At 41.3% G+C, this 22,808-nt stretch carries 21 protein-coding genes; 9 read left to right on the top strand and 12 right to left on the bottom strand.

The features are described from left to right. Positions 1 to 42 precede the first annotated feature (42 nt). From J4E06_RS04285 to J4E06_RS04295, 3 genes are read right to left on the bottom strand one after another with little or no spacing between them, the layout of a single operon-like run. Complete coding sequence (locus J4E06_RS04285) at positions 43 to 786, bottom strand: uroporphyrinogen-III synthase (protein ID WP_349522807.1); 744 nt, start codon at positions 784 to 786, stop codon at positions 43 to 45. 6 nt (positions 787 to 792) lie between these two features. After that, positions 793 to 1,449 (bottom strand): DUF4271 domain-containing protein, encoded by a 657-nt coding sequence (locus J4E06_RS04290; RefSeq protein WP_349522808.1) that lies wholly within the window; start codon positions 1,447 to 1,449, stop codon positions 793 to 795. After that, positions 1,449 to 3,104 carry an ArnT family glycosyltransferase gene (locus J4E06_RS04295; protein ID WP_349522809.1) on the bottom strand — a complete coding sequence of 552 codons (1,656 nt, stop codon included), beginning with the start codon at positions 3,102 to 3,104 and terminating at the stop codon, positions 1,449 to 1,451. Before J4E06_RS04295 ends, J4E06_RS04290 begins: the two co-directional genes overlap by 1 nt. A 121-nt stretch (positions 3,105 to 3,225) precedes the next feature. Here J4E06_RS04295 and J4E06_RS04300 point away from each other — a divergent pair, with 121 nt between their 5' ends. The 3 genes from J4E06_RS04300 to J4E06_RS04310 are packed head-to-tail and all read left to right on the top strand — an operon-like array spanning position 3,226 to position 5,738. Beyond that, positions 3,226 to 3,954: a polyprenol monophosphomannose synthase gene (locus J4E06_RS04300; RefSeq protein ID WP_349522810.1), complete on the top strand. Its 729-nt coding sequence runs from the start codon at positions 3,226 to 3,228 to the stop codon at positions 3,952 to 3,954. Between the two features lie 2 nt (positions 3,955 to 3,956). Beyond that, entirely contained in the window at positions 3,957 to 5,291 is a 1,335-nt protein-coding gene (locus J4E06_RS04305; protein ID WP_349522811.1) for a dihydroorotase, read from the top strand. Between the two features lie 3 nt (positions 5,292 to 5,294). Further along, entirely contained in the window at positions 5,295 to 5,738 is a 444-nt protein-coding gene (locus J4E06_RS04310; RefSeq protein WP_349522812.1) for a DUF4296 domain-containing protein, read from the top strand. On the opposite strand, the gene J4E06_RS04315 is transcribed toward J4E06_RS04310, so the two are convergent. Continuing rightward, complete coding sequence (locus J4E06_RS04315; protein WP_349522813.1) at positions 5,722 to 6,726, bottom strand: NAD-dependent epimerase/dehydratase family protein; 1,005 nt, start codon at positions 6,724 to 6,726, stop codon at positions 5,722 to 5,724. The genes J4E06_RS04310 and J4E06_RS04315 overlap by 17 nt on opposite strands. Positions 6,727 to 6,811: 85 nt before the next feature. Between J4E06_RS04315 and tyrS the strand changes: the two genes are divergently transcribed. Continuing rightward, positions 6,812 to 8,107 carry a tyrosine--tRNA ligase gene (gene tyrS / locus J4E06_RS04320; protein WP_349522814.1) on the top strand — a complete coding sequence of 432 codons (1,296 nt, stop codon included), beginning with the start codon at positions 6,812 to 6,814 and terminating at the stop codon, positions 8,105 to 8,107. A 144-nt stretch (positions 8,108 to 8,251) separates the two neighbouring features. Here the strand turns inward: tyrS and J4E06_RS04325 are convergent, their stop codons facing one another. From J4E06_RS04325 to J4E06_RS04350, 6 genes are all read right to left on the bottom strand, one after another. Beyond that, positions 8,252 to 8,797, bottom strand: coding sequence for a quercetin 2,3-dioxygenase (locus J4E06_RS04325; protein WP_349522815.1), 546 nt, complete (start codon positions 8,795 to 8,797; stop codon positions 8,252 to 8,254). Positions 8,798 to 8,914: 117 nt separating this feature from the next. Further along, the gene (locus J4E06_RS04330; RefSeq protein ID WP_349522816.1) at positions 8,915 to 9,901 is read right to left on the bottom strand and encodes a LuxE/PaaK family acyltransferase; all 987 of its coding nucleotides are present in this window, start codon (positions 9,899 to 9,901) and stop codon (positions 8,915 to 8,917) included. A gap of 178 nt (positions 9,902 to 10,079) precedes the next feature. After that, positions 10,080 to 10,403 (bottom strand): T9SS type A sorting domain-containing protein, encoded by a 324-nt coding sequence (locus J4E06_RS04335; protein ID WP_349522817.1) that lies wholly within the window; start codon positions 10,401 to 10,403, stop codon positions 10,080 to 10,082. Positions 10,404 to 10,549: 146 nt separating this feature from the next. Then, positions 10,550 to 10,861, bottom strand: a complete 312-nt coding sequence (locus tag J4E06_RS04340; protein WP_349522818.1) for a T9SS type A sorting domain-containing protein — start codon at positions 10,859 to 10,861, stop codon at positions 10,550 to 10,552. 153 nt (positions 10,862 to 11,014) lie between these two features. Beyond that, complete coding sequence (locus J4E06_RS04345) at positions 11,015 to 13,834, bottom strand: TonB-dependent receptor (RefSeq protein ID WP_349522819.1); 2,820 nt, start codon at positions 13,832 to 13,834, stop codon at positions 11,015 to 11,017. 97 nt (positions 13,835 to 13,931) lie between these two features. Beyond that, a complete protein-coding gene (locus J4E06_RS04350) occupies positions 13,932 to 16,307 on the bottom strand; it encodes a beta-helix domain-containing protein (protein ID WP_349522820.1) in 2,376 nt (791 codons plus the stop codon). A gap of 215 nt (positions 16,308 to 16,522) precedes the next feature. Between J4E06_RS04350 and J4E06_RS04355 the strand changes: the two genes are divergently transcribed. Both J4E06_RS04355 and J4E06_RS04360 read left to right on the top strand, forming a co-directional pair. After that, the gene (locus tag J4E06_RS04355; RefSeq protein WP_349522821.1) at positions 16,523 to 17,209 is read left to right on the top strand and encodes a response regulator transcription factor; all 687 of its coding nucleotides are present in this window, start codon (positions 16,523 to 16,525) and stop codon (positions 17,207 to 17,209) included. After that, entirely contained in the window at positions 17,209 to 18,303 is a 1,095-nt protein-coding gene (locus J4E06_RS04360; RefSeq protein WP_349522822.1) for a sensor histidine kinase, read from the top strand. The genes J4E06_RS04355 and J4E06_RS04360 overlap by 1 nt, the downstream gene beginning before the upstream one ends. On the opposite strand, the gene J4E06_RS04365 is transcribed toward J4E06_RS04360, so the two are convergent. Beyond that, entirely contained in the window at positions 18,189 to 19,319 is a 1,131-nt protein-coding gene (locus J4E06_RS04365) for a glycosyltransferase family protein (protein WP_349522823.1), read from the bottom strand. The genes J4E06_RS04360 and J4E06_RS04365 overlap by 115 nt on opposite strands. An 86-nt stretch (positions 19,320 to 19,405) precedes the next feature. On the opposite strand from J4E06_RS04365, the gene trmB reads away from it, so the two are divergent. Genes trmB through J4E06_RS04380 form a run of 3 tightly spaced genes read left to right on the top strand, consistent with a single transcriptional unit; the run spans position 19,406 to position 21,038 of the window. Further along, on the top strand, positions 19,406 to 20,074 hold the full coding sequence (trmB, locus tag J4E06_RS04370) for a tRNA (guanosine(46)-N7)-methyltransferase TrmB (RefSeq protein ID WP_349522824.1): 669 nt from the start codon (positions 19,406 to 19,408) through the stop codon (positions 20,072 to 20,074). A 3-nt stretch (positions 20,075 to 20,077) separates the two neighbouring features. Then, positions 20,078 to 20,713, top strand: coding sequence for a LysE family transporter (locus tag J4E06_RS04375; protein WP_349522825.1), 636 nt, complete (start codon positions 20,078 to 20,080; stop codon positions 20,711 to 20,713). Between the two features lies 1 nt (position 20,714). Beyond that, complete coding sequence (locus tag J4E06_RS04380; RefSeq protein ID WP_349522826.1) at positions 20,715 to 21,038, top strand: MGMT family protein; 324 nt, start codon at positions 20,715 to 20,717, stop codon at positions 21,036 to 21,038. On the opposite strand, the gene J4E06_RS04385 is transcribed toward J4E06_RS04380, so the two are convergent. After that, on the bottom strand, positions 21,035 to 22,702 hold the full coding sequence (locus tag J4E06_RS04385) for an amidase (protein ID WP_349522827.1): 1,668 nt from the start codon (positions 22,700 to 22,702) through the stop codon (positions 21,035 to 21,037). The two genes, J4E06_RS04380 and J4E06_RS04385, sit on opposite strands and share 4 nt — an antisense overlap. Between the last annotated feature and the right edge of the window lie 106 nt (positions 22,703 to 22,808).

The raw sequence follows: 22,808 nt of genomic DNA on the forward strand, positions 1-22,808 counted from the left end.
GTATTGACCGAGGGCGTTTTACTTTGTAACCAAGTTCGTTTTTTATTTGTTAACGCTGGTAATATATTTCTGTAATGCCATGGTCATCGATGGAGTTTCGGGCGTTGGAGCCTGAATATCTATTCGAAGTCCGGCAGTTGTAGCTGCTTTAACCGTACTGTTGCCAAAAACAGCGATTCTTGTTTCTTTTTGTTCAAAATCGGGAAAGTTCTTCATCAGGGATTCAATTCCTGAAGGGCTGAAGAACACCAAAATGTCGTAATACACATTTCTAAGGTCCGAAAGGTCGCTGATTACCGTTTTGTAGAAAATTCCACGCGTCCAATTCACCCCTACCTCGTCCAATAGTTCTGGGACAACAGGTTTTAACGAATCTGAGGACGGTAACAAGAACTTTTCATCCTTGTACTTCTTGATCAAGGGAATTAACTCGTTAAAAGTTCGTTTCCCAACATAAATTTTTCTTTTTCTGTACACCACATATTTCTGCAGATAGTAGGCTACCGCCTCTGACTGACAAAAATATTTCATGGAATCCGGAACTTTAAAGCGCATTTCTTCGGCAATCCTAAAAAAGTGATCTACAGAGTTTCTGCTGGTCAGGATAATTGCCGTAAAGTTGTTCAAGTCGATTTTCTGTTGTCTCACATTTTTGGCCTCTACGCCTTCAACGTGGATGAAAGGAACAAAATCAACCTTAACTTTCTCTTTTTCAATTAATCGTGAATAAGGTGAGTTTTCGACTTTGGGTTCTGGTTGGGAAACCAAAATTGTTTTTACTTTCATAAGTTTTCAACCTTTAAAATAGCTTCCAATTAACACCAAGGGCGCAATTTCGAGTGTGCAAAGGTACAAAATAAAATACACAAAATAAGGGAACAGTGCTTTTTGATGGTTCTTCAACACCTTGGTGATACCAATACCATTTATTAGGAAAATCAATGATAGCGCTACATATATAATTGTTTTTGAGTTTGTTGTAATGTATATCAATAAAATATTGGCAACTGCAATAACTATGCTGCTATAATTGAGATATGAAATTTTACTGAAAATGAGGCTGCCCATTAGACTTAGATTGTTAAAAACAAATCCCGTAAACATTTGAAGTAGGAATTTGACCAGCTCAAACAAGGCTAAAAAGCCTAAAATTATAATATAGTTTGTAATGGTTTTTTCAAAAGGAAATAAATCAAAGGTTTGTAGTACCAAGAAAATAAACAACGACAGGTTTATAATTTGAAAGAGGGTAAGCAGGAGGTGGAACCAATGGGAAAACTGCCCTTTTTTATTGTGCAGCAGAATGTACTTATCGTTAAAAGGGAGAATGATAAAGTTCAGAAACTTTTTGTGAAACAGATACTTGCCAAGGGCCAAGACAACCAGGCCCACAAACAATGTTAGGGTCATCCAATCCATAGAAACGATTGTTTTTTCAATGGGTTCCATTATTCAATTTTGATGGGTTTGCCATTAAGCCCCGGAGGCAGGTTGTTTTCCGCTATTCCAATTCTAAAATACGACGGATTTTCCATAGTGGATATGGGTAGCTCAAAGGTATAATTTATGGTGTCTTTTGATTTTAATAAAGACCTTTGCGGTGCGGTAGGATTAACCTTTAAAGACCGCATTTGCTTTACTTGCTTGTGCTTATTGGAGTATGAGATGGTATACTTTAATTGTTCCAAAGGCACATCGAACGGATATGGATTGTAAACTTTCAGGGAATATTTGATACCGCTTTCAGGTTTTTCCACAATACATTCCAGTTTCCGGTACGGCTGAAAATCTTCTATATAATTTCCATAGGAAAAGGAACTATCCGGATGCATGTATCGTACATCGCCGCTCTTCCTATATTTGGAAACGTACAACACTTTTTTCCCGCGCACTCGTTCTTCGGAATCGTCAATGGAATATTGATTCTTCCGATACATATAGTTGTTCAGGGAAATAGCGGGAATGCCCGAATAAAATTCATACATCGAAGAGCGTCTGTAAGAGTTTTCAAAAATAATGGGTATCCCACCAGACTTTGATTTAAGGTCATTCACCCATTCCTTGTTGCCATGGGTTTCATATAGCATAGGGAACAATGGCTTATATACCATCCATGCCCTTGCATACATTAAAAGTACCAAGCTCACCATACCGATTCGATACATCCAGCGTCTACTTTTTGCATTTTGCAATAAATGGTTGAACGCTATTACGGCCAAAGGAATTGAAATCACAATGGCCCATTGCGCTTGTACCCTACGGTTAAAACTGGAGATGAAAAAGAAAATTAATACCCCATAAACCAAATAAACCAATGCTTTGGAAAACTTGTCCGTAACCCTAAACTTGAAAAATGCCCCATATACCCAATAAAACAGAAGACCAATGATCACAATAATGTTCAAGAAAAAGCCCAAGGTAAACTCGCTAAAAGAATAGGCTTGATTGGGACGCTCATATAAATGGAATGTGATGGAAACAAAATCGTTTTGATAGAGCCATACAAAATGTGGGATGTAGATAATCAGGGCCAATATCACCGCCAACCAAGCTTTTTTGTTGAAAATAAGTTTGTAGTTGGATATGAACACGAACAAAATCACTAAAACAGCGTGGTATTTGCTGTACATAAGAGCGGCCATCACCAATCCCAAACCAATTGTTGTGATGATACCCTCATCCTTCAAAAAGCGTTTGTAAAGCCATAGGAACAAAGCCGTAAAAAACAATAGAGAGGTATCGGGCAGGGTCAAAAACCCGTAGGCGTTCATCAAGGTAAAAGAGAACACCAATAGGAAGAAATGAACTACATAATCCTTTTTCTTTGGGTTGTCCACTAATAGCCACAGCAAGATATAGGTGCCAGCAGACAGCAAACAACTCATAAATCTTACCCCGAGTTCACCATCAAAGAGAAAACCACTGATTTTGATCAAAAAAGCAACCATGGATGGATGGTCAAAATATCCCCATGCCATATCTTGTGCATAATACCAGTAGTAAGCTTCATCGTAGATTAGCTCGGTGATGGATGCCTGAACAAGGTTGAGTGCAAAAATAACCGCTAAGAGAATAAAAAAAAGCCTGGGAAACTTTTGAGCCATCAAAATGAGATTTTAAAAGCGCAAAGTTACAAATATTGGGCTAGTCACAATTTAGCTTGCCAAAGCAGACTTGCATAGGCAAGATAGAAAACCGTATTTTTGACATTCTAATCTAGCGCGAATGGCAGACGGCTTAGTCATTATACCCACATTCAATGAAATTGAAAATATCGAGGCCATAGTTAAAACGGTTTTCGACCTAAAAAAGGATTTCCATGTGCTCGTGGTAGATGATAATTCCCCTGATGGTACCGCAGATTGCGTAATAAAGCTACAAAAGGAATTTCCCGAAAGGCTTTTTTTGGAGGTCCGCAAGGAAAAATCAGGTTTGGGAACCGCCTATATACATGGTTTTAAATGGGCCTTGAAGAAGGGTTACGAGTACATTTTTGAGATGGACGCCGATTTTTCGCACCGACCTGCCGACCTTTCCCGTTTGCACCGAGCTTGCTTAAATGGTGCCGACGTTGCAGTTGGATCTCGTTACAAGAAAGGAGTAAATGTGGTCAATTGGCCTTTGTCCAGGATTTTACTTTCTTACGGAGCATCTTTTTATGTAAAGATCATTACGGGAATGAAGGTACACGATCCCACAGCAGGCTTTGTCTGTTACCATAGAAAGGTTTTGGAAACCATTGATTTGGATAAAGTACGTTTTATAGGGTATGCCTTCCAGATAGAAATGAAGTATAGGGCCTATCTCAAAAAATTCAAGATTGAAGAGGTTTCGATTATTTTTACCGATCGGGTAAGCGGTAAATCAAAAATGAACTCGGCCATTATTCGAGAAGCCATTTTTGGAGTAATCGCCATGAAATTTAGAAGTATATTTTTTAAAAAGAGCTTTTAGTTATGTCAAAAATATTGCTAAAGAATGCCAAAATCGTTAACGAGAACAGCATTTTTGAATCCGATGTGTTGTTGGAAGGCGACTTTATTGCCCGAATCGATGCCGATATCTCCGATGCCAATGCCAAGACCATAGATCTGGAGGGTGACCTATTGTTACCTGGAATTATTGATGATCAGGTACATTTTAGGGAGCCTGGACTTACCCACAAAGGTACCATTGCTACCGAAAGCAGGGCCGCCATAGCTGGGGGCATCACCACTTTTATGGAACAGCCCAATACCGTCCCGCAGACCACCACGATTAAGAAACTGGAGGAAAAATTTGCCATAGCGGCCAAGGATTCATCAGCAAATTATTCCTTTCTCTTTGGAGGAACCAACGATAATTTGGAAGAATTGAAACGTTTGGACAGGAATGCCTGTTCTGGCGTTAAATTATTCTTGGGCTCTTCCACAGGAAATATGTTGGTGGACGACGAGAAAGTTTTGGAACAGATTTTTAGCAATACCGAAATGGTGATTTCAGTCCATTGCGAGGATGAAGGAACTATCAAGGCCAATATGGCCAAGTATAAAGAAATGTACGGGGACAATATTCCTATTGAAATGCACCCCATCATCCGAAGTGCCGAGGCTTGCTATCTATCTTCATCAAAAGCCATTGCCCTCGCCAAAAAAACAGGGGCAAGATTGCATGTATTCCATGTGTCAACAGGGATTGAAACGGATCTTTTCACCAATAAGATCCCGTTGGAGGAGAAGAAAATTACTGCGGAGGTATGTATCCACCACCTTTGGTTCTCAGATGAAGATTATGCCACAAAGGGAACCCACATAAAATGGAACCCTGCCGTTAAGACCAAAAACGATAGGGAAAAACTGTGGGAAGCCCTTTTGGACGACCGTTTTGATGTGGTAGCCACCGATCACGCACCACACACGCTAGATGAAAAAGACAACCCATACACCAGTGCGCCTTCTGGAGGGCCATTGGTACAGCATGCTCTTTTGGCCATGCTCCAAAAACACAAGGAAGGTATGATAAGTCTGGAAAAGATGGTTGAGAAAATGTGCCATAACCCCGCCATTTTGTTTGACATTGACCGACGCGGATTTATTCGTGAAGGTTATTATGCAGATTTGGTACAGGTGAACCAGAACGCTAAAAATGAGGTTAAAAAAGCCAATATTTTCTATAAATGCGGTTGGTCTCCCTTTGAAGGTGTTACTTTTGACTCCGAAGTCAAACGAACCTTTGTGAATGGTTTGTTGGCCTATGAAAATGGCATGTTCAGTGCCGAAAAGAATGCAAAAAGGCTCACGTTTAATCGTTAGGGGATGAAGTATATCGTCACATTATTTTTGGGTACAATTTTGGTCTCCTGTGCGGAAAAGGTGGTGGAGGAACCCGAAAACCTGATTCCGAAAGAAAAAATGACGGAGATTCTTCATGATCTTGCTATTTTGAATGCCGCAAAATCCGGAGCTTCAAGAAAGTTCAAAGATTCAGGTATCGATGTTATGGAATTCCTCTATAAAAAATATGATATCGATAGTACTCAGTTTTCCGAAAGTGACTTGTATTATGCCTCAATTCCTTTGGAATATCAATCCATTTACGAGAATGTTGAAAAGCGACTGGGGCGTAAAAAAGATACTTTGGAAGCCATTGGGAAGCGAAGGAACGACAGTGTTAGGCAAGCAAATATAAAACGAACTGATTCTTTAAAAGAAGTTAAAATAAAAAAGTTGGAGAAGAAAGAGGCTACTTCTCCTCAATAAATTGTTCCGAACAAAAGGTGATGGCTTCATCCATATCCTCAAAGGAGAAATCGAACTCTGATTTTATTTTTTCACTACTGTAATGTTTTTGGTGATACAGTCCTTGGGCAACCGCTTTGGACAATTTTCTTCTTTTGCCAAAAATGTAACTACGAACCCAATCCCAGCGCCAAAAACATTCCAATATAAATTTTGAAATTTTTTTGCTCGGTGGGGAAACACCCATTTGGGGAGCAATCTTTTGAAACAGTTTCTCGTAGGTCATATTTTGGTTGACCAAAATAAAACGCTCTGTTTGGATGTTGGAATCCATCAATTTGGTCATTGCGTCGATCACATCGGATATGGTGACAAACCCGGTTCCACCGGGAATAAAATACTTCTTCCCCTTGGATACATAGGTAAAAAAAGTTCCGCTGCCCGATTTCCAAAAGCCGGGTCCAATAACTACTCCGGGATTTACAATAACAATGTTTAGTCCTTCCTGTGAGCCACGCCACACCTCAAGTTCTGCATTGTATTTCGTAATTCCGTAGACATTGGCTTTGGCTTCGTTCCATTCATTTTCCTCGGTTACTTCTTTTTGTTTGATGCTGGGTCCAATTGCCGCAATTGAGCTTACATAGCACAGTTTTTTAATGCCGTATTTTAGAGAAAGGTTCACAATATTGGCCGTACCTTCCACATTGGTGCGTTCCAATAGTTTAAAATCTTTGGGATCAAAGGAAATCAAAGCGGCACAATGGTATATGTGTTGGACACCATCAAAAAGGCAGTCCAAACCGCCAAGATCTGTAATGTCGGCTTGTACCCAATCAATTTGCTCCAACAAAGTGGACGGGTCTTCCGAATAATAGCCAAAAACTTTCCGGACTTTTTCAATGGACGCTTTGGTCCTATAATTGCTCCTGACGGTATTCCCATTGCTGATTAAATGGAAAAGTAAATGGGAACCGATCAGTCCAGTACCTCCTGTAACCAAAATCATAAAGTAAAAGTACCTATTTGTGCCGTAAAAATTGAGTGAAATGCCAACTTCATTTTATATTTGCAGCTATTCCAAAAAACCGATCATGACGAAGAATTTTGTTCAAGAACTGCAATGGAGGGGAATGGTACACGATGTGATGCCGGGAGCCGAGGAACACCTTATGGAAGAAATGCGCGCTGCTTATGTGGGCATAGATCCTACGGCGGACTCTCTTCACATTGGCCATTTGGTGAGTGTAATGATGTTGAGGCACTTTCAGTTGGCAGGCCATAAGCCATATGCTTTGGTTGGCGGTGCCACGGGAATGATCGGTGATCCATCGGGTAAATCCGCGGAGCGAAATCTTTTGGATGAAAAAACACTTCGTCATAACGAGGATGCCCTAAAAGAACAATTAAGTCGTTTTTTGGATTTTGAAAGTGGTGAGGCCAATGCTGCGGTTTTGGTGAACAACTACGACTGGATGAAGAACTTTTCGTTCTTGGAATTTATTCGCGATGTTGGTAAACACATCACTGTAAATTATATGATGGCGAAAGACTCCGTGAAAAAACGACTTTCTTCTGATGCCAAAGAAGGGATGTCCTTTACCGAGTTTACCTATCAGTTGGTTCAAGGATACGACTTTCTGTACCTCTACCAAAACCACAATTGTAGCCTGCAAATGGGCGGTAGCGATCAGTGGGGAAACATTACAACAGGTACCGAACTTATCCGAAGAATCGCTGGTGGAAAGGGCTTTGCCCTTACCTGCCCTTTGATCACCAAGGCCGACGGAACCAAATTTGGAAAAACCGAAGGCGGCAATGTTTGGCTGGATGCAGAAAGAACATCTCCCTATAAATTTTACCAATATTGGCTGAACACCTCCGATGAGGATGCGGAGAAGTACATCAAAATCTTCACCTTTTTGAGCCAAAGGGAAATTGAGGATTTGGTGGCCGAACATAAAGAAGCACCCCATATGAGAATGCTTCAAAAGAAATTGGCGGAAGAAGTTACCGTAATGGTACATTCCAAGGATGATTTGGACAACGCCATAAAGGCTAGCAACATTTTATTTGGAAAATCTACCTCCGAAGATTTGAAGCAATTGAACGAAAAAACATTTTTGGATGTTTTTGATGGGGTACCCCAAGCCACCGTTGCCAAAGATGAGCTTGAGCCTGGTTTGGATATGATCGGTGCATTGGCGGCAAAGACCAACTTTTTAGGCTCCAATGGTGAAGCAAGAAGAGAGCTGAAACAAAACTCCATTTCGGTTAATAAGGAAAAGGTAAAGGAAGATTATCTGATAACAGCATCCGACTTGATCAATGATAAATTTGTGCTGCTCCAACGGGGCAAGAAGAACTATTTTGTTCTCGTAGTGGAATAAATTACAAGAGGGTATCTAAAAAGTAAGGCGATGTCATATTGAGCTTGTCGAAATATTTTTCAACTTACCAATAATCAATATCGGTTTCGACAGGCTCAACCTGACAAGTCAAGTCATAAAGAATTTTTAGACACCCTCTTATTTTTATGTTAGAAATGTAATTCCATACCTACCGCAAATCTCACTTATTTTGGCAAAATCGGGTGGTCCAGCAGGTAAGTTGCCCAATTCTTCGAACATTAATTCCAGTCCTGCCGGAAAAACGCTCAGAATGGTTTTACAATCTTGATCACCTACTACCTTCCATGTGTGCGGAACATTTTTCGGTGCAAAAGCCAAATCACCTGCTTTTAAAATGGTGGTTTCATCACCTACGGTAACTTCGAGCTCCCCTTCCAATACTTTAAAAATTTCGTCCTCGTTCGTGTGCACGTGTGGTGGAATCATGGTTCCTGGCGGATTCACTTCTTCAATCAAAGTAAAAAGGCCATTGGTGTCCTCACTGGTCAGTTTAAACGTTTGTTGATCACCAAGTACATTTACTTGCTGTCCTTCACCTTGTCTCACAATTTTAGGATTGAGTGGTTGGTCATTTTTTTCATTCTTGGAAGAAAAATGGGCAAATGCTGGCAACGAAGTAAGTGCTGCTGCGGAGAAGACGCTTCTTTTTAAAAATGCATTTCTATTCATCTTGTGTTTGTTTGGTTACGTAAATAAATTACGCAAAACTTTGACAACTTGATGGTTACATTGTCATAACTGGTCGTGTTTTGTGTGTAACTGGGAGAAAATGATTTGGTTTTAAGTTTAAAGCACCATCAAATTACAGCCTCTAATGTCTGAATCATCAAAACGACCGAGGACCTCAAAACTTCCATTGGGATGGGTTTTTCCCAAGTCTTGCGTAGCGATAAAGGAGCAGGAATAAATATTGGCAAGGTCGATTACATTGATACCTCCGGTTTTTCTGTTGGGCTGAATCGTTAATGGATCTTCGGTGTCGCGAGTTATTATCTTCATCCAAGGCGGAGTAGTAAAAATCCCATCACCTCTGGAATATCCTTGGGACAAAAGTTCCGTCATTCCATACTCGGAATGAATGGAATCAACGCCCAACCCTTGTTTTAAAATATGGTGCAGTTCTTCCCGAATCAATTCTTTACGACGACCTTTCATGCCTCCCGTCTCCATAACAATGGTGTTTTTTAAGGCAATCGGAAATTGCTCGGAAAGATCCAAAAGCGCAAACGAAACTCCAATCAATAAGGTTTTGGTCTTTTTTTGCTCCAATTCCTGTAGCTTTTGATGGAGCTCTTCCAAATTATGAAGATAAAACCCACTATCGGGATGCTCAGATTTCTGAATGAGACTGTTCACCATATAGATCAAGGAAGAGCCTTTTCGCTCCAGATATGAGGGTAAAAGGGCGAGCACACAAAAGTCTTCAGGCTTACCGTAGAACTGCTTGAATGCCCTTTGAAAACTTTCTTCGTAAAGTGCTATGTCAGGAACAAAGTGTTTACTGGTTATGCTTTGCGTGGTTCCGCTGCTGGTAAATAGGGTATATGCTTTTTTTTGGGTTGAGGTTACCCGGTGTGTCTTAAAAAAGGATATAGGTAAAAAAGGAATTTCAAGGTGGTGTGAAACCTTTTGAGGCGTTTTTTTCAGAAGCTCGCAAAATTGTTTGTACACCTTGTTGTTTTCATATTGAAACCTAAAAACATCCAATGCCAAAGCGTTAAAATCCTCCGTATGGGCAATGTTGAAAATCCGATGGGTGTCAAACTCTTTCATTCAGGTTCAAAAGTACCCAAAAATAAAAAGAGGTTATCTAAAAGGTATTGAAATACGTCATTCTGAATTTATTTCAGAATCTCATTATACTGATAAACAAATTACTATGAGAACCTGAAACAAGTTCAGGTTGACGATGATCGACCTTTTAGATAGCCTCTTAAAAAGTGTTGGTTTTTTATTTAACGACCAGTTTTCGTGTCATTGTTTTTTTGCGTTCCGTTACTTGGAGCACATATACACCCGGCACCAATCTAGATATGTCCAAGGTATTCGTACTGATTCTTTTGGTGAGCACAACTTCGCCGAAAACATCATAAACTTTAATGTCTTTGGTTCCGTTGGTTTCTGTAGTAATATAAACTTCATTCCCATAAGCGGGGTTAGGGTACATTTTAAAACCCTTGAGCTCTTGTACGGGCTCATTGTTAACTGTAACCAGGTCTTGACCGAAAGAAAATAGAGGTAAAGCCATAAGTAAAACAAAGTAGATTTTCTTCATGTATGCTGATTTGGGGTCTATGTGCAATATAAAAGTAGATAAACAGGGCAGTTTTGACCATTTTATGTTGTGAAAACACTAAAATGGGTTGTAAAGCGTTGATAGCTGTGGTTTGGAAGCGTGAAAATGTGGGTGGCAGAGGTGAACTACTTCACAATAAGCTTTCTAGTGGCCACTTTGTTCTGCTCAAATACCCTAAGAATGTAGACCCCTTTGTCCAATTCGGAAAGGTTGAGTTCTTTTCCCAAAATGGTAGTCTCGAGCACTTTTGTTCCCAAAACATCAAAAACGAGAATTTTTTTAGGTGAATTATGAGTTGTCTCAATAAAGACCTTGCCTTGTGTAACTGGGTTGGGGTACAGCTTAAACCCGTCAATATCCATACTTGATTTGGCGCTTTCCTGAGAAAACCCAAGCGTACAGACAAATAAAAACATGACTAGGTAAAAGTGCTTCATACGTTAATGGTTGCAAACGGTATGCCACAAATATATAAAAATTGCAATGCGAAAGTGGAACCGTTTGACGAATAGGGGGTTACTTTTCGATGAAATGCAAAAAAGAAGCCCCCGACCTATCGGGGGCTTCCATTGTAAAATAGGTGTTAAACCTTAAAAACTTAGACTATAACCTAAAGAAAATGACATCCCTGGATCTCTAAAAGAAAAATTTTGCTTCGTTGCTCCGAAGGATTCATACAAACTTACTCTTTCATCGTTGAGAATGTTATTGGCCTTGATACTGATTTTTGAACGCTGCTCTTTTCCCAAGGTTTTTGAGAAATTGAAGTTTAAACTATGGAACGGTTGAGTGAATACATCTGGGTTTACACCAAATCCAACCACTTCCAAGGTCTTCCCCTGTACGTTGTAAAAGATTCCCGTTTCCAAGCCCGTTTCTCTGTTGTCGTAGTTCAAGCCTGCATTGATCAAATAGGGAGACTGGCCTTGAAGTTGTCTGCTGCCATCAATGGTTTCTCCGTCCCTTGCAAAGATTTGACGAGATTCAAATTCCTGATTTTCGCCTCTTGCCATATCAATTTGCGAATCAATTATGGACAGGTTCAAGTTTACACTCAAATCTTCCAAGTCTTCAGCAATAAACCCGAAGTTTTTTCTGGCTTCCAACTCTACACCGACCACGGTTGCCGAAGGAGAGTTCCTTGGAGTAAACTGGTTGGGAGCTGTAATGTCAAACGCAATAATTTCTATTGGGTCATCAAACTTTTTATAAAAACTGCTAATGGCGAACATCTGGGCCCTATCACCAAATACTTCAAACCTGAAATCAAAATTGTTTATATAGGTAGGCCGAAGATCAAGGTTTCCAAGAAATAGAATTCCTGTCAACAAGTCTGGTATTTGTACTATGGACAGTTCCTTGAAACTTGGTCGGGCTGTTGTTCTTGAATAAGAAAGTCTAAAATTGGTATTTTCCTTGAACTCATAAATTAAGTTGGCGGAAGGGAAGAAATCAAGCACGTCCAAGGTCTTTTCGTTGTCGTAAACCTCGGTTCCCGTATTGTTCTGTCCGGTAAAATATGTGGTAAACTGTTCTGCTCTTAATCCCAATATGGCCCTAAACTTATCGGCGAACTTAAACTCGTTGGATGCATAGAATGCCATTGTGTTTTGCTCGGAATCGAAAGTGTTGGCCGGTTGAAAGTTACCCCTAACAAAGGATCCAGAATTGTTTTCCGTTGTCCAGATGTTCTCATCTGCAAGAATTGCATTTGGGTCTCCATTTAGACTTGCGGTACTAAAATTGAAAAATGCAATGTTGTAATTATATATGCTATAATCTCTTTGTTTATAGCTATAAAGTCCACCGAACTTTAACATCGATTTGTTTCCAAAAAGTTCATAGCTTTTGGAAAAATCAATTTTACCTACGGCATTTACTTCTTCTAGGTCACGCCATAAGCGAGTAGGGAAACCGGCATCTGAACTAATGGTAAAACCATCAGGATTGATGATAAAAGTGGTCAGCCTCACATCCTTGTCCTGAACGCTGGTCAAGGTAGGGGAAAGACTCCATTCGGTTACAAAAGAAGCATCCTCGGATGTATGCTTTCCCGAAAGAAGCAAGTTGGAAACTGAACGCTCAGAATACTCCAAATTATCCTTTACCACATCAATGGCATTTGATATTTCTGTTCTTTGATCGAAAAGGGCTGCCCTGGATTCTCCATTTTGGATATGCAACAGGTTTAACCGGTACTTGGATTTTCCAGTTTTATATGAAAGTCCGGTCAGTGCAGATGCCAAAACATTGTTGGTTCCAAGATTTCCGCGTTGTCTTCTGTCAAAACGAAGTTCGTAAATCTCGCTTTCAGGACTTTTTTGATAGATTCCATTTTCGAAACCATCATAGAAAGAGGTGGTGTTCTTATAATCCAAAGAAGCGATGAAACCTAATCTGTTTTCGCCGACATTAAATTGATTACCATAACTGAAACCTAAACTAAAATCTGGCTTTGAGGTCTGTTCTTCGGTCGCCAGAGTTGGATTGAAAGAACGTGTAATACCTTCCAAAGCACTATTGTTTTGTGAATCTGAAGGGCTGGGAACATCAGTGTTTGGTGAAATGGGCAATTCCCTTGTGCCATCATCAAAACCTAAGAAGTCCGTGCCACCACCTTCATAGCTCAAGTAGTTATCCTGAAAATGCATACTTGGGTTGTAACCCACGGATGCAGAAAAGGACATTTGTTTTTGTGTTGGAAAATCCTTGGTGACAATGTTCACAACACCACCAGTAAAGTCTGCGGGCAATTCGGCTGCTGCGGATTTCAAAACAATTACGTTTTCCAAAATATTGGTCGGGAAAATGTCCATTTGTACGGTGTTCTTGTCAGGATCCAATCCGGGGATGTCCATTCCATTCAGTATGGATTTAGTGTATCGGTCTCCCAAACCTCTAACATATACGTACTTGCCTTCTTGTACAGAAACCCCTGGAACTCGCTTAATAGCAGAAGCAATATTACTGGCCCCGGTTGATTTTATTGATTCTAGAGACAAACCATCCATCAAGGTAACCGAGTTTTTTTGAAGGTTCAAAACGGAAGCTTCGGTATTCTGTCTTACTGTGGTGGTCAGGACCACTTCATCCAATTGAGAGGCTGCAGGCTCTAAAGTTGCATTTACCTCTACTGTTTTGTTGGCTTCTACAACAACATTTGTTATTTCTTGTGTGGTATAGCCAAGGTAAGAGAAAGTAACGGTATAGGTACCTGGCTCTACGTCCAAAGCATAGGCTCCTTCAAAATCGGAAGTAGCTCCAACGGTGGTTCCTTTTATCAATACATTGGCAAATGGCAGAATATCGTTAAACTCTCCATCCATTATTTTTCCACTAATGGTTCCAGTCTGAGCAAAACACCATTGTGCAAGAAACAAGGTGGTCGCCAAAAGAATATTTTTTAGCATTTCTATGATTTAAGTAGCATTTTTATTTAACAAAAATTGTCCAAAGGCCTTAAAAAAGAACCTTTGGACATTATTTTATTTGGTATTTAACTAAGGTTTACAACGCCTCTTCGGAGGATGCAAAAGTCCAGGTAAATACGGATGCATCTGCACCTACCGTGGCATCATCTACAGAATCAATGCTTGTAGCGTTGTCATTAAACTTGCTGGCATCTGCAGGAACTAGGTCTCCACCGATGATATCGGTCAAAAGAACACCTTCTGGCAAAACTATCTCCCAATTGGAAAAAGTAATACGGTCGTTTGTAAGTTCGGTAGCAGAATCGGCACCGCTAATGTTTACTGTGGCATCGGTACCAAATCCGTACGCCAAAACATTGTTCAGGTTGACGATAAGTCCATCTCTAAGGTCAGCGTAAAAGCTGGATGTTCCAGCACCGATAAGGGTGATGTTCTCAAAGGTGTAACCGCCTTCTGTGGCAACACTTCCCTCTGGTCCGTCAAGTTCAAGAGCAGAACCTGATTCAGTCGACATAATCACTACACCGTTGGTCATGGAACCTGTCCAAGCTTGGTCGGCATCAAAACCGTCATCCCCTTGAGCCCAAACCAATGCGTTTGTTACGTTCACGGTTCCACCGAACCACTCGATACCATCATCTTGGTTGGCAACCACTTCAATGTGGTCGATCGTTGTACCGGAACCAACACCACCTAGTGTCAATCCGTTGATCTCATTATCCTGTCCTATGGTGATTCCTCCATGACGGATGGAAATGTATTTCAAGGATCCAGAGTTATCGGCCGGGTCGGTACCACCGTACTGTCCGTAGGATTCGTCGGCAGGAATTCCCTCGATTTGGGCGGTTTCTACGTCCCCGTTTACGGAGATAGGAGCTTTACCCAAAACAATCACACCTCCCCAAAGACCAATATCGGAAGTGGTCAGTGTTCCCGTGGTTTGTCCTTGCTCGATACCGTCCAAAACGGAGGTAAAGATGATAGGGCTATCTGCGGTACCTTCTGCAATCAATGTACCACCTTGGTCAACAACTAGTGCAGAGGCAAGTGTTTCTTGTCCTTCCTCACCTTTAATAATAGTACCTGGCTCAATGGTCAAGGTCACGCCATCATCCACGACTACCTTTCCATCCAAGATATAGATGTTTTCAGCTGTCCATGTTTCATCATTGGTAAGGATACCGGATTTTGTGATAGTAGTTCCTAGCGGTGCTGCAGGAATGGCACTTTCGGAAGCTGCCAAGGTCCAAGAGAATGCATTTATATCCGCACCAACACTACCTGTACCTACAGCAGTAGCATTGTCCAAGAATTTGCTTTCGTCACCTTCGGTAAAGTCTCCACCAAAAATATCGGCCATAACCAATCCTTCTGGCAAAACAATTTCCCAGTTAGAGAAAGCTATTCTGTCATTGGTAAGTTCGGTTGCAGAATCGGCACCGTTAATATTTACTGTGGCCTCAGCGCTAAAATCATAAGCAAAAACATTGTTCAAGTTGGCGATAAGTCCATCTCTAAGGTCAGCGTAAAAGCTGGATGTTCCAGCGCCGATAAGTGTGATGTTCTCCATAGTAAAACCATCCTCGGTTGCAACGCTACCCTCTGGTCCATCAAGTTCAAGACCTGAGCCGGATTCTGAGGACATTACAACTACACCATTGCTCAATGTGCCTGACCAAGCTTGATCGGCATCAAAACCGTCATCCCCTTGGCTCCAAACCAATGCGTTTGTTACGTTCACGGTTCCACCGAACCACTCGATACCATCATCTTGGTTGGCTACCACCTCGATGTGGTCAACGGTTGTGCCTGAACCAACACCACCTAGTGTCAATCCATTGATTTCGTTGTCCTGTCCTATGGTAATACCTCCGTGACGGATAGAAATGTATTTCAAGGATCCAGAATTATCGGCAGGGTCGTTACCGCCGTACTGTCCGTAGTCCTCATCTGCAGGAAGCCCTTCGATTTGGGCAGTCTCGATATCTCCGTTAACAGAGATGGGAGCATTACCCAAAACAATTACACCTCCCCAAAGACCTGTATCGGCAGTGGTCAATGTTCCGGTTGTTTCACCAGGCTCAATACCATCGAGTACAGATGTAAAGATAATTGGGCTGCTAGGCGTACCTTCTGCCATCAATGTACCTCCTTGATCGACCACAAGAGCAGAAGCAAGGGTTTCTTGCCCTTCTTCCCCTTTAATAATTGTACCGGCTTCGATAGTTAGCGTTACCCCTTCACTAACGATAACCTTTCCATCCAAAACGTAAATGTTTTCGGCTTCCCAAGTTTCATCTTCAGTGATGGCACCAGTTTTTGTTATTGTCTCTCCGGTTGGGTCTGGATCCGGGTCCGGATCTGGACCAGGAGTTGGGCCATTGTCATCGCTACTACAAGAGCTAATAGCGAAAGAGGCAATGGTCAATAAGGAAAAAAGAATTTTTTTCATAATCTTTTTGTTTTGTCGTTTTAATTAATCAGGTGATTTTACCTATTGTTACGGTTGCAAAGAACGCCACGGGTTGTAAAAGCGGTGTTAGTTGTATGTTAAGTGTTTATTTCACTTGTGTTACAATAATGTTACTAGATTAAATCAACGTTAAGCGTTTATCCCGTAAGTGTATTATCTTTACATTTGGGCGATTAACACAGAAATACCATCCCATGAAAAACAAGGACATTAAGATTCTATTGGTTGACGATGAACCTGATATTCTGGAAATTATAAGCTACAACCTTTCAGCCGAAGGCTACGAAGTATACACTGCCAAAAACGGTGTTGAGGGTGTGGCAAAAGCCAAGAAAAGGAGCCCGCACCTCATTATTATGGACGTGATGATGCCCGAAATGGATGGTATTGAAGCCTGTGAAGTGATCCGAAACACACCCGGACTGGACCATACTATAATTACTTTCCTTACAGCGCGGGGAGAAGATTATTCCCAAGTGGCCGGATTTGATGCAGGAGCTGATGATTACATTACCAAACCCATAAAACCAAAGGTTTTGGTGAGCAAAGTAAAAGCCCTGCTACGAAGATTGAAGGACGATAAAAAGGAGGTGGAGGACATTGTCAAGGTGGGTGATATCGTTATTAACAGGGAGGAGTACAAAATCGTTAATGATGGTGAAGAAATGGTCCTTCCCCGAAAAGAATTTGAACTCTTATCGCTGCTAACGTCCAAACCCAACAAAGTTTTTAAACGAGAAGTTATTCTGGACAAAGTATGGGGCAACGAAGTAGTCGTTGGCGGACGAACCATTGATGTTCACATTAGAAAATTACGCGAGAAAATCGGTGACCACCACTTTAAAACCGTTAAAGGCGTGGGGTATAAGTTTGTGCTCTAATGGCCATTAAGCTAAAGAAATCATACAAGTTTGCGTTACGGTCTTCTTTGGTAATCACTGTTTTGATCACCGCGGTATTTGTAGGGTTTCATTGGAATGTGGACTACCTTAATTGGCTACATACCCTACTTTTCGCACTTATTTGTTTCGTAATTTGCTTTGTAATCGTACAAATAAGGGTAGAGCGTTTTATCTACAGGCGAATCAAAAGAATTTATGATGATGTGTCCCTATTGGAGTCTACCTCCTTTTCCTCCAAACCCGTAACCACGGACATGAGGACATTGGTGCAGGAAATCGAAAAGTTTGCCGAAGGAAAAAAAGTAGAAATCGATACCCTTAAGATTCGCGAAGAGTACCGCAAGGATTTTTTGGGCAATGTTTCCCACGAGCTGAAAACACCGTTATTTACCGTTCAAGGTTATATTCTAACGCTTTTGGATGGTGCCATGAAGGACAAAAAACTCCGTAAAAAATACCTTCAACGAGCCAATAAGGGCGTAGAGCGATTGATTTATATTGTAAAGGACCTTGACTTGATCACCAAACTGGAAGCGGGTGAGCTAAAGTTGGAACGGGAGGATTTTGATATCATTGAGCTCATTCAAAATACATTTGATCTTTTGGAGATGAAAGCTGCCCGCAAGGAAATCTCACTCACTTTTGACATGGACTATACCGAACCTATCTACGTTAACGGGGACAAGGAGAAAATACAACAGGTAATCAGCAATCTTTTGGTCAATTCCATCAAATATGGTCTGCCCAAGGGAACCACAGAGGTGAGCGTGGAAAACCTTATCAAAAACAAGGTAATCGTTCGAGTTACCGATAATGGCGGAGGTATCCCCAAACAACACATTCCACGACTTTTTGAACGCTTTTACCGTGTGGATCAAAGCGGAAGCCGAAACGAAGGTGGTTCAGGTCTTGGACTCTCCATTGTAAAACATATTGTGGAGGCCCATGGCGAAAAAATCTATGTGGAAAGCGAAGTGGACGTAGGTTCCGAGTTCTCTTTTACTTTAGAAAAGGCTTCTGCTGTGGAGAAAATCGCAAACAACGAAGAAAAATCGACAACCGATTCAAATTGAGCCAAACCAGCAAAGTCATTTATTTTTGATAAGTCACTCTGTTTAAAGTCTTCTTGAGTGCTAAATGGAACAAGCCTTTGTTTTTGCATTCTTTTGGCCAAATATTCCTGTTCGTATTGACCCGGTGTGGGGATAAAAAAGGCCTTCTTCTCCAGTTTGGCCAAATCCATGACCGTTGTATATCCCGATCTGCAGAGCACTTTTGCACTTTGGTTCAGGGCATTTTCCAGTTCATCGGACTTCATAAAATTATAATGCAGAATATTCCCCTTTGACGTCTTAATTTCTTCCTGGACTTGTTCATCCTCAATTTTACCCTTAACAAAAAGAATGTTACCCTCGAACCCTTGTAATTCATCAAGTAGTTTTTCTTCCAGCAAGGTGCGTTGTGGTTCAGGGCCGGAAAGCAGAACCATCAAATCGTTGGTAATGGGGAGTTCCTTTTTCTCAAATCGGCTCAAAGGACCCAAATAGACGATATTTAACTTGGATTTTTTCAAATGGCCCAATTTGCCCGTCAAATTGGGTTTGTCCTTTACATCGGGAACCCAGCAGGCATCAAACTTTTTTATAATTTTTTGATGCGCCTTGGAGCTCATCCAAGTTGTATTTCCGGAAAGTACATTGAGTTGATGGGTGATGAACACGCAGGGTACTTTTTTGTAGTAAGCACCCAATCGGTTGTCCGAAATAATACCCTCCAAACCGTGTTCTTTAACCAAACGTTTCACGGCTTTCTTTTCCTTGGCAATGGCTTTGAGCACCTTGGGGGAATCCCAAATCATTTTTATTTTAAAATTCCTGCCTTTCTCCGCATACGATATTTTGTAGGAGGGCAATTCAAAAGCTGGCAAATCGGGAAATTCTTTTTTGAGCAGAGCTAGGGCGACCCCATCCGATGCAATGTAGGGCCGATGCCCATGATCCAACAATGCCTTAATTATTGGAATGCATCTAGTGGCATGTCCCAGCCCCCAATTTAACGGGGTGACCAGAATACGTTTGGAAGAATTCATAACAACAAAAAAACAAAATGTAAATTGCTTTTAGATTTCCTTAGTTTTGCCAAATCATTAATTTTTTTGCTCAATTCAATACCAAAGTGGGAAGTAAGAACAAACTGAAAAGGTTTAAGGAGAACGAAACATTTGCCAATGTGGTGCAGCCTGCAAGGGAAGATGTTTTGGCAGGATTCAAGTATAAGGGCAATTGGGCATCCTTTTTTAGCAACGACAATCCAATTGTATTGGAACTGGGTTGCGGCAAGGGTGAATATACTGTAGGTCTCGCCCAAATGAACACGGACAGAAACCACATTGGCATAGACATAAAAGGAGCGCGATTTTGGCGCGGTGCCAAGACCGCTTTGGAGGAAGGTTTGGACAACGTAGCTTTTTTACGTACCCAAATTGAATTGGTGGACCACCTTTTTGGTGAAGGAGAGGTTAGCGAGATATGGATTACCTTTCCCGACCCACAAATTAAATATAAACGGACCAAACACCGAATGACAAACCCCGTATTTTTGGAGCGATACAAAAAAATCCTGAAACCAGGAGGAATAATCAACCTGAAGACCGATAGCGAATATATGCACGGATACACCTTAGGTCTTTTGCAAGGTTTGGGACACGAAATTATATATGCCAATCACGATGTATATAAAAACGAAGGAGCGCCTCCCGAAGTACTCAAAATCCAAACTTTCTACGAAAATCAGTATCTTGAAAAAGGAAAACCAATTACATACATCCAATTTAGGATCAACTAACCAATGACCCACGTACTCATTCTCTTTTTCGCCACATTTTCGGCAGCCTTTATGGCTACCGTACCGCCGGGGTTGCTCAATATGAATGCCGCCAAGGTTAGTGTGGAAAAAGGAAAATTGAACGGGGTTATTTTTAGTTTAGGAGTATCCAGTACCATTATGGTGCAAGCCTATATTGCCGTTTATATCTCAAAGTTTTTATATAAAAATCCAGAGGTGATCGATGTGTTGTTCAAAATTGCAGTGGCGGTGTTCGCTTTTTTTGCTGTTTATTTTTTCGCAATGGCAAAGCGTAACAAAGCAAAGGCACAAGCCATTAAAGAAGTCAATCTGAGCAAAAAGAACAGTTTTTTCAAGGGAGTTTTGTTGGCCGCCCTTAATTTATTGACCATTCCGTATTACAGCGGGTTAAACGCCATGTGGAACGAAGCGGGATGGATAAAGTTTGAAGCCAAGGACATTACCACTTTTGTGGTCGCCGCAGGAGCTGGCACTTTTTCTGTTCTGTACCTCTACACCTTTTATTTTGATAAGATGGAGACCAAGACCAACCGTTTCTCCAAGAACTCCAATTACATTTTAAGCGCTTTGATGCTTTTGCTGCTCGTGATTACCTTGATTCGTATAATGTACCGCTAACATGGAAGAAAAAAACTTCTTTGACAAAGTTTACGAAGTGGCCAAACAGATTCCCTACGGCAGGGTAACCTCTTACGGAGCCATTGCGAAATATTTAGGGGCAGCCCGAAGCGCCCGAATGGTGGGTTGGGCCATGAACAATTCCTTGGCAAAAGATGTGCCTGCGCATCGCGTGGTAAATCGTGTAGGGGTGTTAACGGGCAAACATCATTTTGACGGAAGCAACATTATGCAGCAACTTCTGGAAAACGAGGGCATCCCGGTAAAGGAAAATCAAATCGTAGACTTTCAAAAATACTTTTGGGATCCAGCCTCGGAGCTTTAATCCATATATCCCGGTGGGTGCAATTCGTCGAACGATGTGGCATCCTGAAATGTTTTTGCCAGCAATAAAATACTCGCTTCATCGTACAAATTGCCCACAAAAGTCATGCTTGTAGGGTGGTTCTCGTCATCCAGACCCGTTGGAACCGAAATTACGGGATGCCCTGTAAGATTGGTTGCCAAAAGTTGGTCATTTCCAAATGTGGGTGAAATCAACACATCGTAATCCTTCATCAAATCCTGCATTTTTTGGATAAGTACCTGTCTTTGTCGGTTTGCCTGAATGTATTCCACAGCAGGAATAAATCTACTTTGTCTAAGGGAATTGGCACGGGAACGTTGGTCTTGTTCTACCATTACGTCAACCCCGCCCGAACGGACAAGTTCATCAAAAAAAGCACCCGCTTCGGCTCTCAAAATAATATCAAATCCACGATAAGGCACATCTTCAGGCATTTCTACTGCAGTGGGTTCAATGCCCAATTCTTTGAGTGATTTGAGTGCGTTTCTAAGATTTTCACCAGTTTCCGTGGTGTCCTTTTCAATATCTTTTTTTAGATAGGCCACTTTCAGACTTTTCACATCTTTTTTCCAATCAACGCCAAAAGGAAGGTCAACGGTGGTCAGATCATTTTTATCTTTTCCTTGAATGGCTTCGAAAACAATGGCACAGTCCTCGGCATTTCTACCCAATGGGCCCACTTTATCCATGGACCAGCTTAAGCTCATTACTCCATGGCGACTAACTCTACCGTAAGTTGGCCGTAGACCGGTAACTCCGTTTCGGGTACTTGGAGACGTAATGGAGCCCAAAGTTTCAGTCCCCAAAGCAAAAGGAACAAGTCCTGCCGATGTTGCAGAACCTGAACCAGCCGAAGAACCACTGGCGCCTTGGGTTGTGTCCCAGGGATTTTTGGTTTTACCATCAAACCAAACATCGCCACGGGCCAAGGCCCCCGATACCAGTTTGGTCACTAAAATGGCCCCGGCATCTTCAAGCTTTTTCACAACCGTTGCTGTTTCATCTATTATTTGGTCTTTGTACGGAGTTGCGCCCCAAGTGGTTGGATATCCAGGAACCGACATCAGGTCTTTGGTGCCATAAGGGATTCCATGTAAAATACCACGATACTTCCCGTTTTTGATTTCTTCGTCGGCTCGCTTGGCCTGTTCCAAAGCCAAACTATCCGTAATGGTAATGCTACATTGAAGGGCCGGCTGATATTTTTTCAGTCGATCCAAGAAAAATTTAGTCAGCTCCGTGGCCGTTATTTTTTGATTTTTGATCAACGAAGCCAATTGCGGAATGGTGTAAAATGCCAACAAATCATAAGGTTCTGGGATTTCCACATTATCTGGTATGTTCCACTCAGTTCCATTTTGTTGCTCGGGTATGGAAAAACCAAAAGGGGTGGGGTCAAAACGGATAGCAGGAAAAATATCATTGGCCAATGGGTATTTTCTTAACGAATCAAACCCACTTCGGTTTCTTTTCAAATAGGGGTATAGGGTATCACGATATTTAGTTTCAAAATAAAGCCCGATCAATTTTTCCGACTTCTTTACATCTCTTTTGGTAAAGGTGTTTTTGTTGGTGGAACAAGAAAACCAAGCCAATGAGATAAGCAATAGAGCAATGTGGGGGATTCTGGTTTTTGGTAGCATGTTGGTTGATAATTTCAAATAGCAGCTTCTAAACTACAGTTTTTCAAAAAAACCAACACGATAATCCATCGGTTTTGTTTCACTTGTACCCATTTATTCCACTCCA

It is taken from the genome of Allomuricauda sp. NFXS6 (assembly GCF_040148835.1).
Lineage (GTDB): Bacteria > Bacteroidota > Bacteroidia > Flavobacteriales > Flavobacteriaceae > Flagellimonas.

What these genes read in the sequence shown, in the direction of transcription:
- J4E06_RS04340 (WP_349522818.1), bottom strand. Translation starts at nt 10,861, where the DNA reads ATGAAGCACTTTTACCTAGTCATGTTTTTATTTGTCTGTACGCTTGGG.
- J4E06_RS04285 (WP_349522807.1), bottom strand. Translation starts at nt 786, where the DNA reads ATGAAAGTAAAAACAATTTTGGTTTCCCAACCAGAACCCAAAGTCGAA.
- J4E06_RS04365 (WP_349522823.1), bottom strand. Translation starts at nt 19,319, where the DNA reads ATGAATTCTTCCAAACGTATTCTGGTCACCCCGTTAAATTGGGGGCTG.
- J4E06_RS04290 (WP_349522808.1), bottom strand. Translation starts at nt 1,449, where the DNA reads ATGGAACCCATTGAAAAAACAATCGTTTCTATGGATTGGATGACCCTA.
- J4E06_RS04345 (WP_349522819.1), bottom strand. Translation starts at nt 13,834, where the DNA reads ATGCTAAAAAATATTCTTTTGGCGACCACCTTGTTTCTTGCACAATGG.
- J4E06_RS04350 (WP_349522820.1), bottom strand. Translation starts at nt 16,307, where the DNA reads ATGAAAAAAATTCTTTTTTCCTTATTGACCATTGCCTCTTTCGCTATT.
- J4E06_RS04335 (WP_349522817.1), bottom strand. Translation starts at nt 10,403, where the DNA reads ATGAAGAAAATCTACTTTGTTTTACTTATGGCTTTACCTCTATTTTCT.
- J4E06_RS04375 (WP_349522825.1), top strand. Translation starts at nt 20,078, where the DNA reads ATGACCCACGTACTCATTCTCTTTTTCGCCACATTTTCGGCAGCCTTT.
- J4E06_RS04380 (WP_349522826.1), top strand. Translation starts at nt 20,715, where the DNA reads ATGGAAGAAAAAAACTTCTTTGACAAAGTTTACGAAGTGGCCAAACAG.
- J4E06_RS04360 (WP_349522822.1), top strand. Translation starts at nt 17,209, where the DNA reads ATGGCCATTAAGCTAAAGAAATCATACAAGTTTGCGTTACGGTCTTCT.
- J4E06_RS04330 (WP_349522816.1), bottom strand. Translation starts at nt 9,901, where the DNA reads ATGAAAGAGTTTGACACCCATCGGATTTTCAACATTGCCCATACGGAG.
- tyrS (WP_349522814.1), top strand. Translation starts at nt 6,812, where the DNA reads ATGACGAAGAATTTTGTTCAAGAACTGCAATGGAGGGGAATGGTACAC.
- J4E06_RS04315 (WP_349522813.1), bottom strand. Translation starts at nt 6,726, where the DNA reads ATGATTTTGGTTACAGGAGGTACTGGACTGATCGGTTCCCATTTACTT.
- J4E06_RS04325 (WP_349522815.1), bottom strand. Translation starts at nt 8,797, where the DNA reads ATGAATAGAAATGCATTTTTAAAAAGAAGCGTCTTCTCCGCAGCAGCA.
- J4E06_RS04300 (WP_349522810.1), top strand. Translation starts at nt 3,226, where the DNA reads ATGGCAGACGGCTTAGTCATTATACCCACATTCAATGAAATTGAAAAT.
- J4E06_RS04295 (WP_349522809.1), bottom strand. Translation starts at nt 3,104, where the DNA reads ATGGCTCAAAAGTTTCCCAGGCTTTTTTTTATTCTCTTAGCGGTTATT.
- J4E06_RS04310 (WP_349522812.1), top strand. Translation starts at nt 5,295, where the DNA reads ATGAAGTATATCGTCACATTATTTTTGGGTACAATTTTGGTCTCCTGT.
- J4E06_RS04355 (WP_349522821.1), top strand. Translation starts at nt 16,523, where the DNA reads ATGAAAAACAAGGACATTAAGATTCTATTGGTTGACGATGAACCTGAT.
- J4E06_RS04385 (WP_349522827.1), bottom strand. Translation starts at nt 22,702, where the DNA reads ATGCTACCAAAAACCAGAATCCCCCACATTGCTCTATTGCTTATCTCA.
- J4E06_RS04305 (WP_349522811.1), top strand. Translation starts at nt 3,957, where the DNA reads ATGTCAAAAATATTGCTAAAGAATGCCAAAATCGTTAACGAGAACAGC.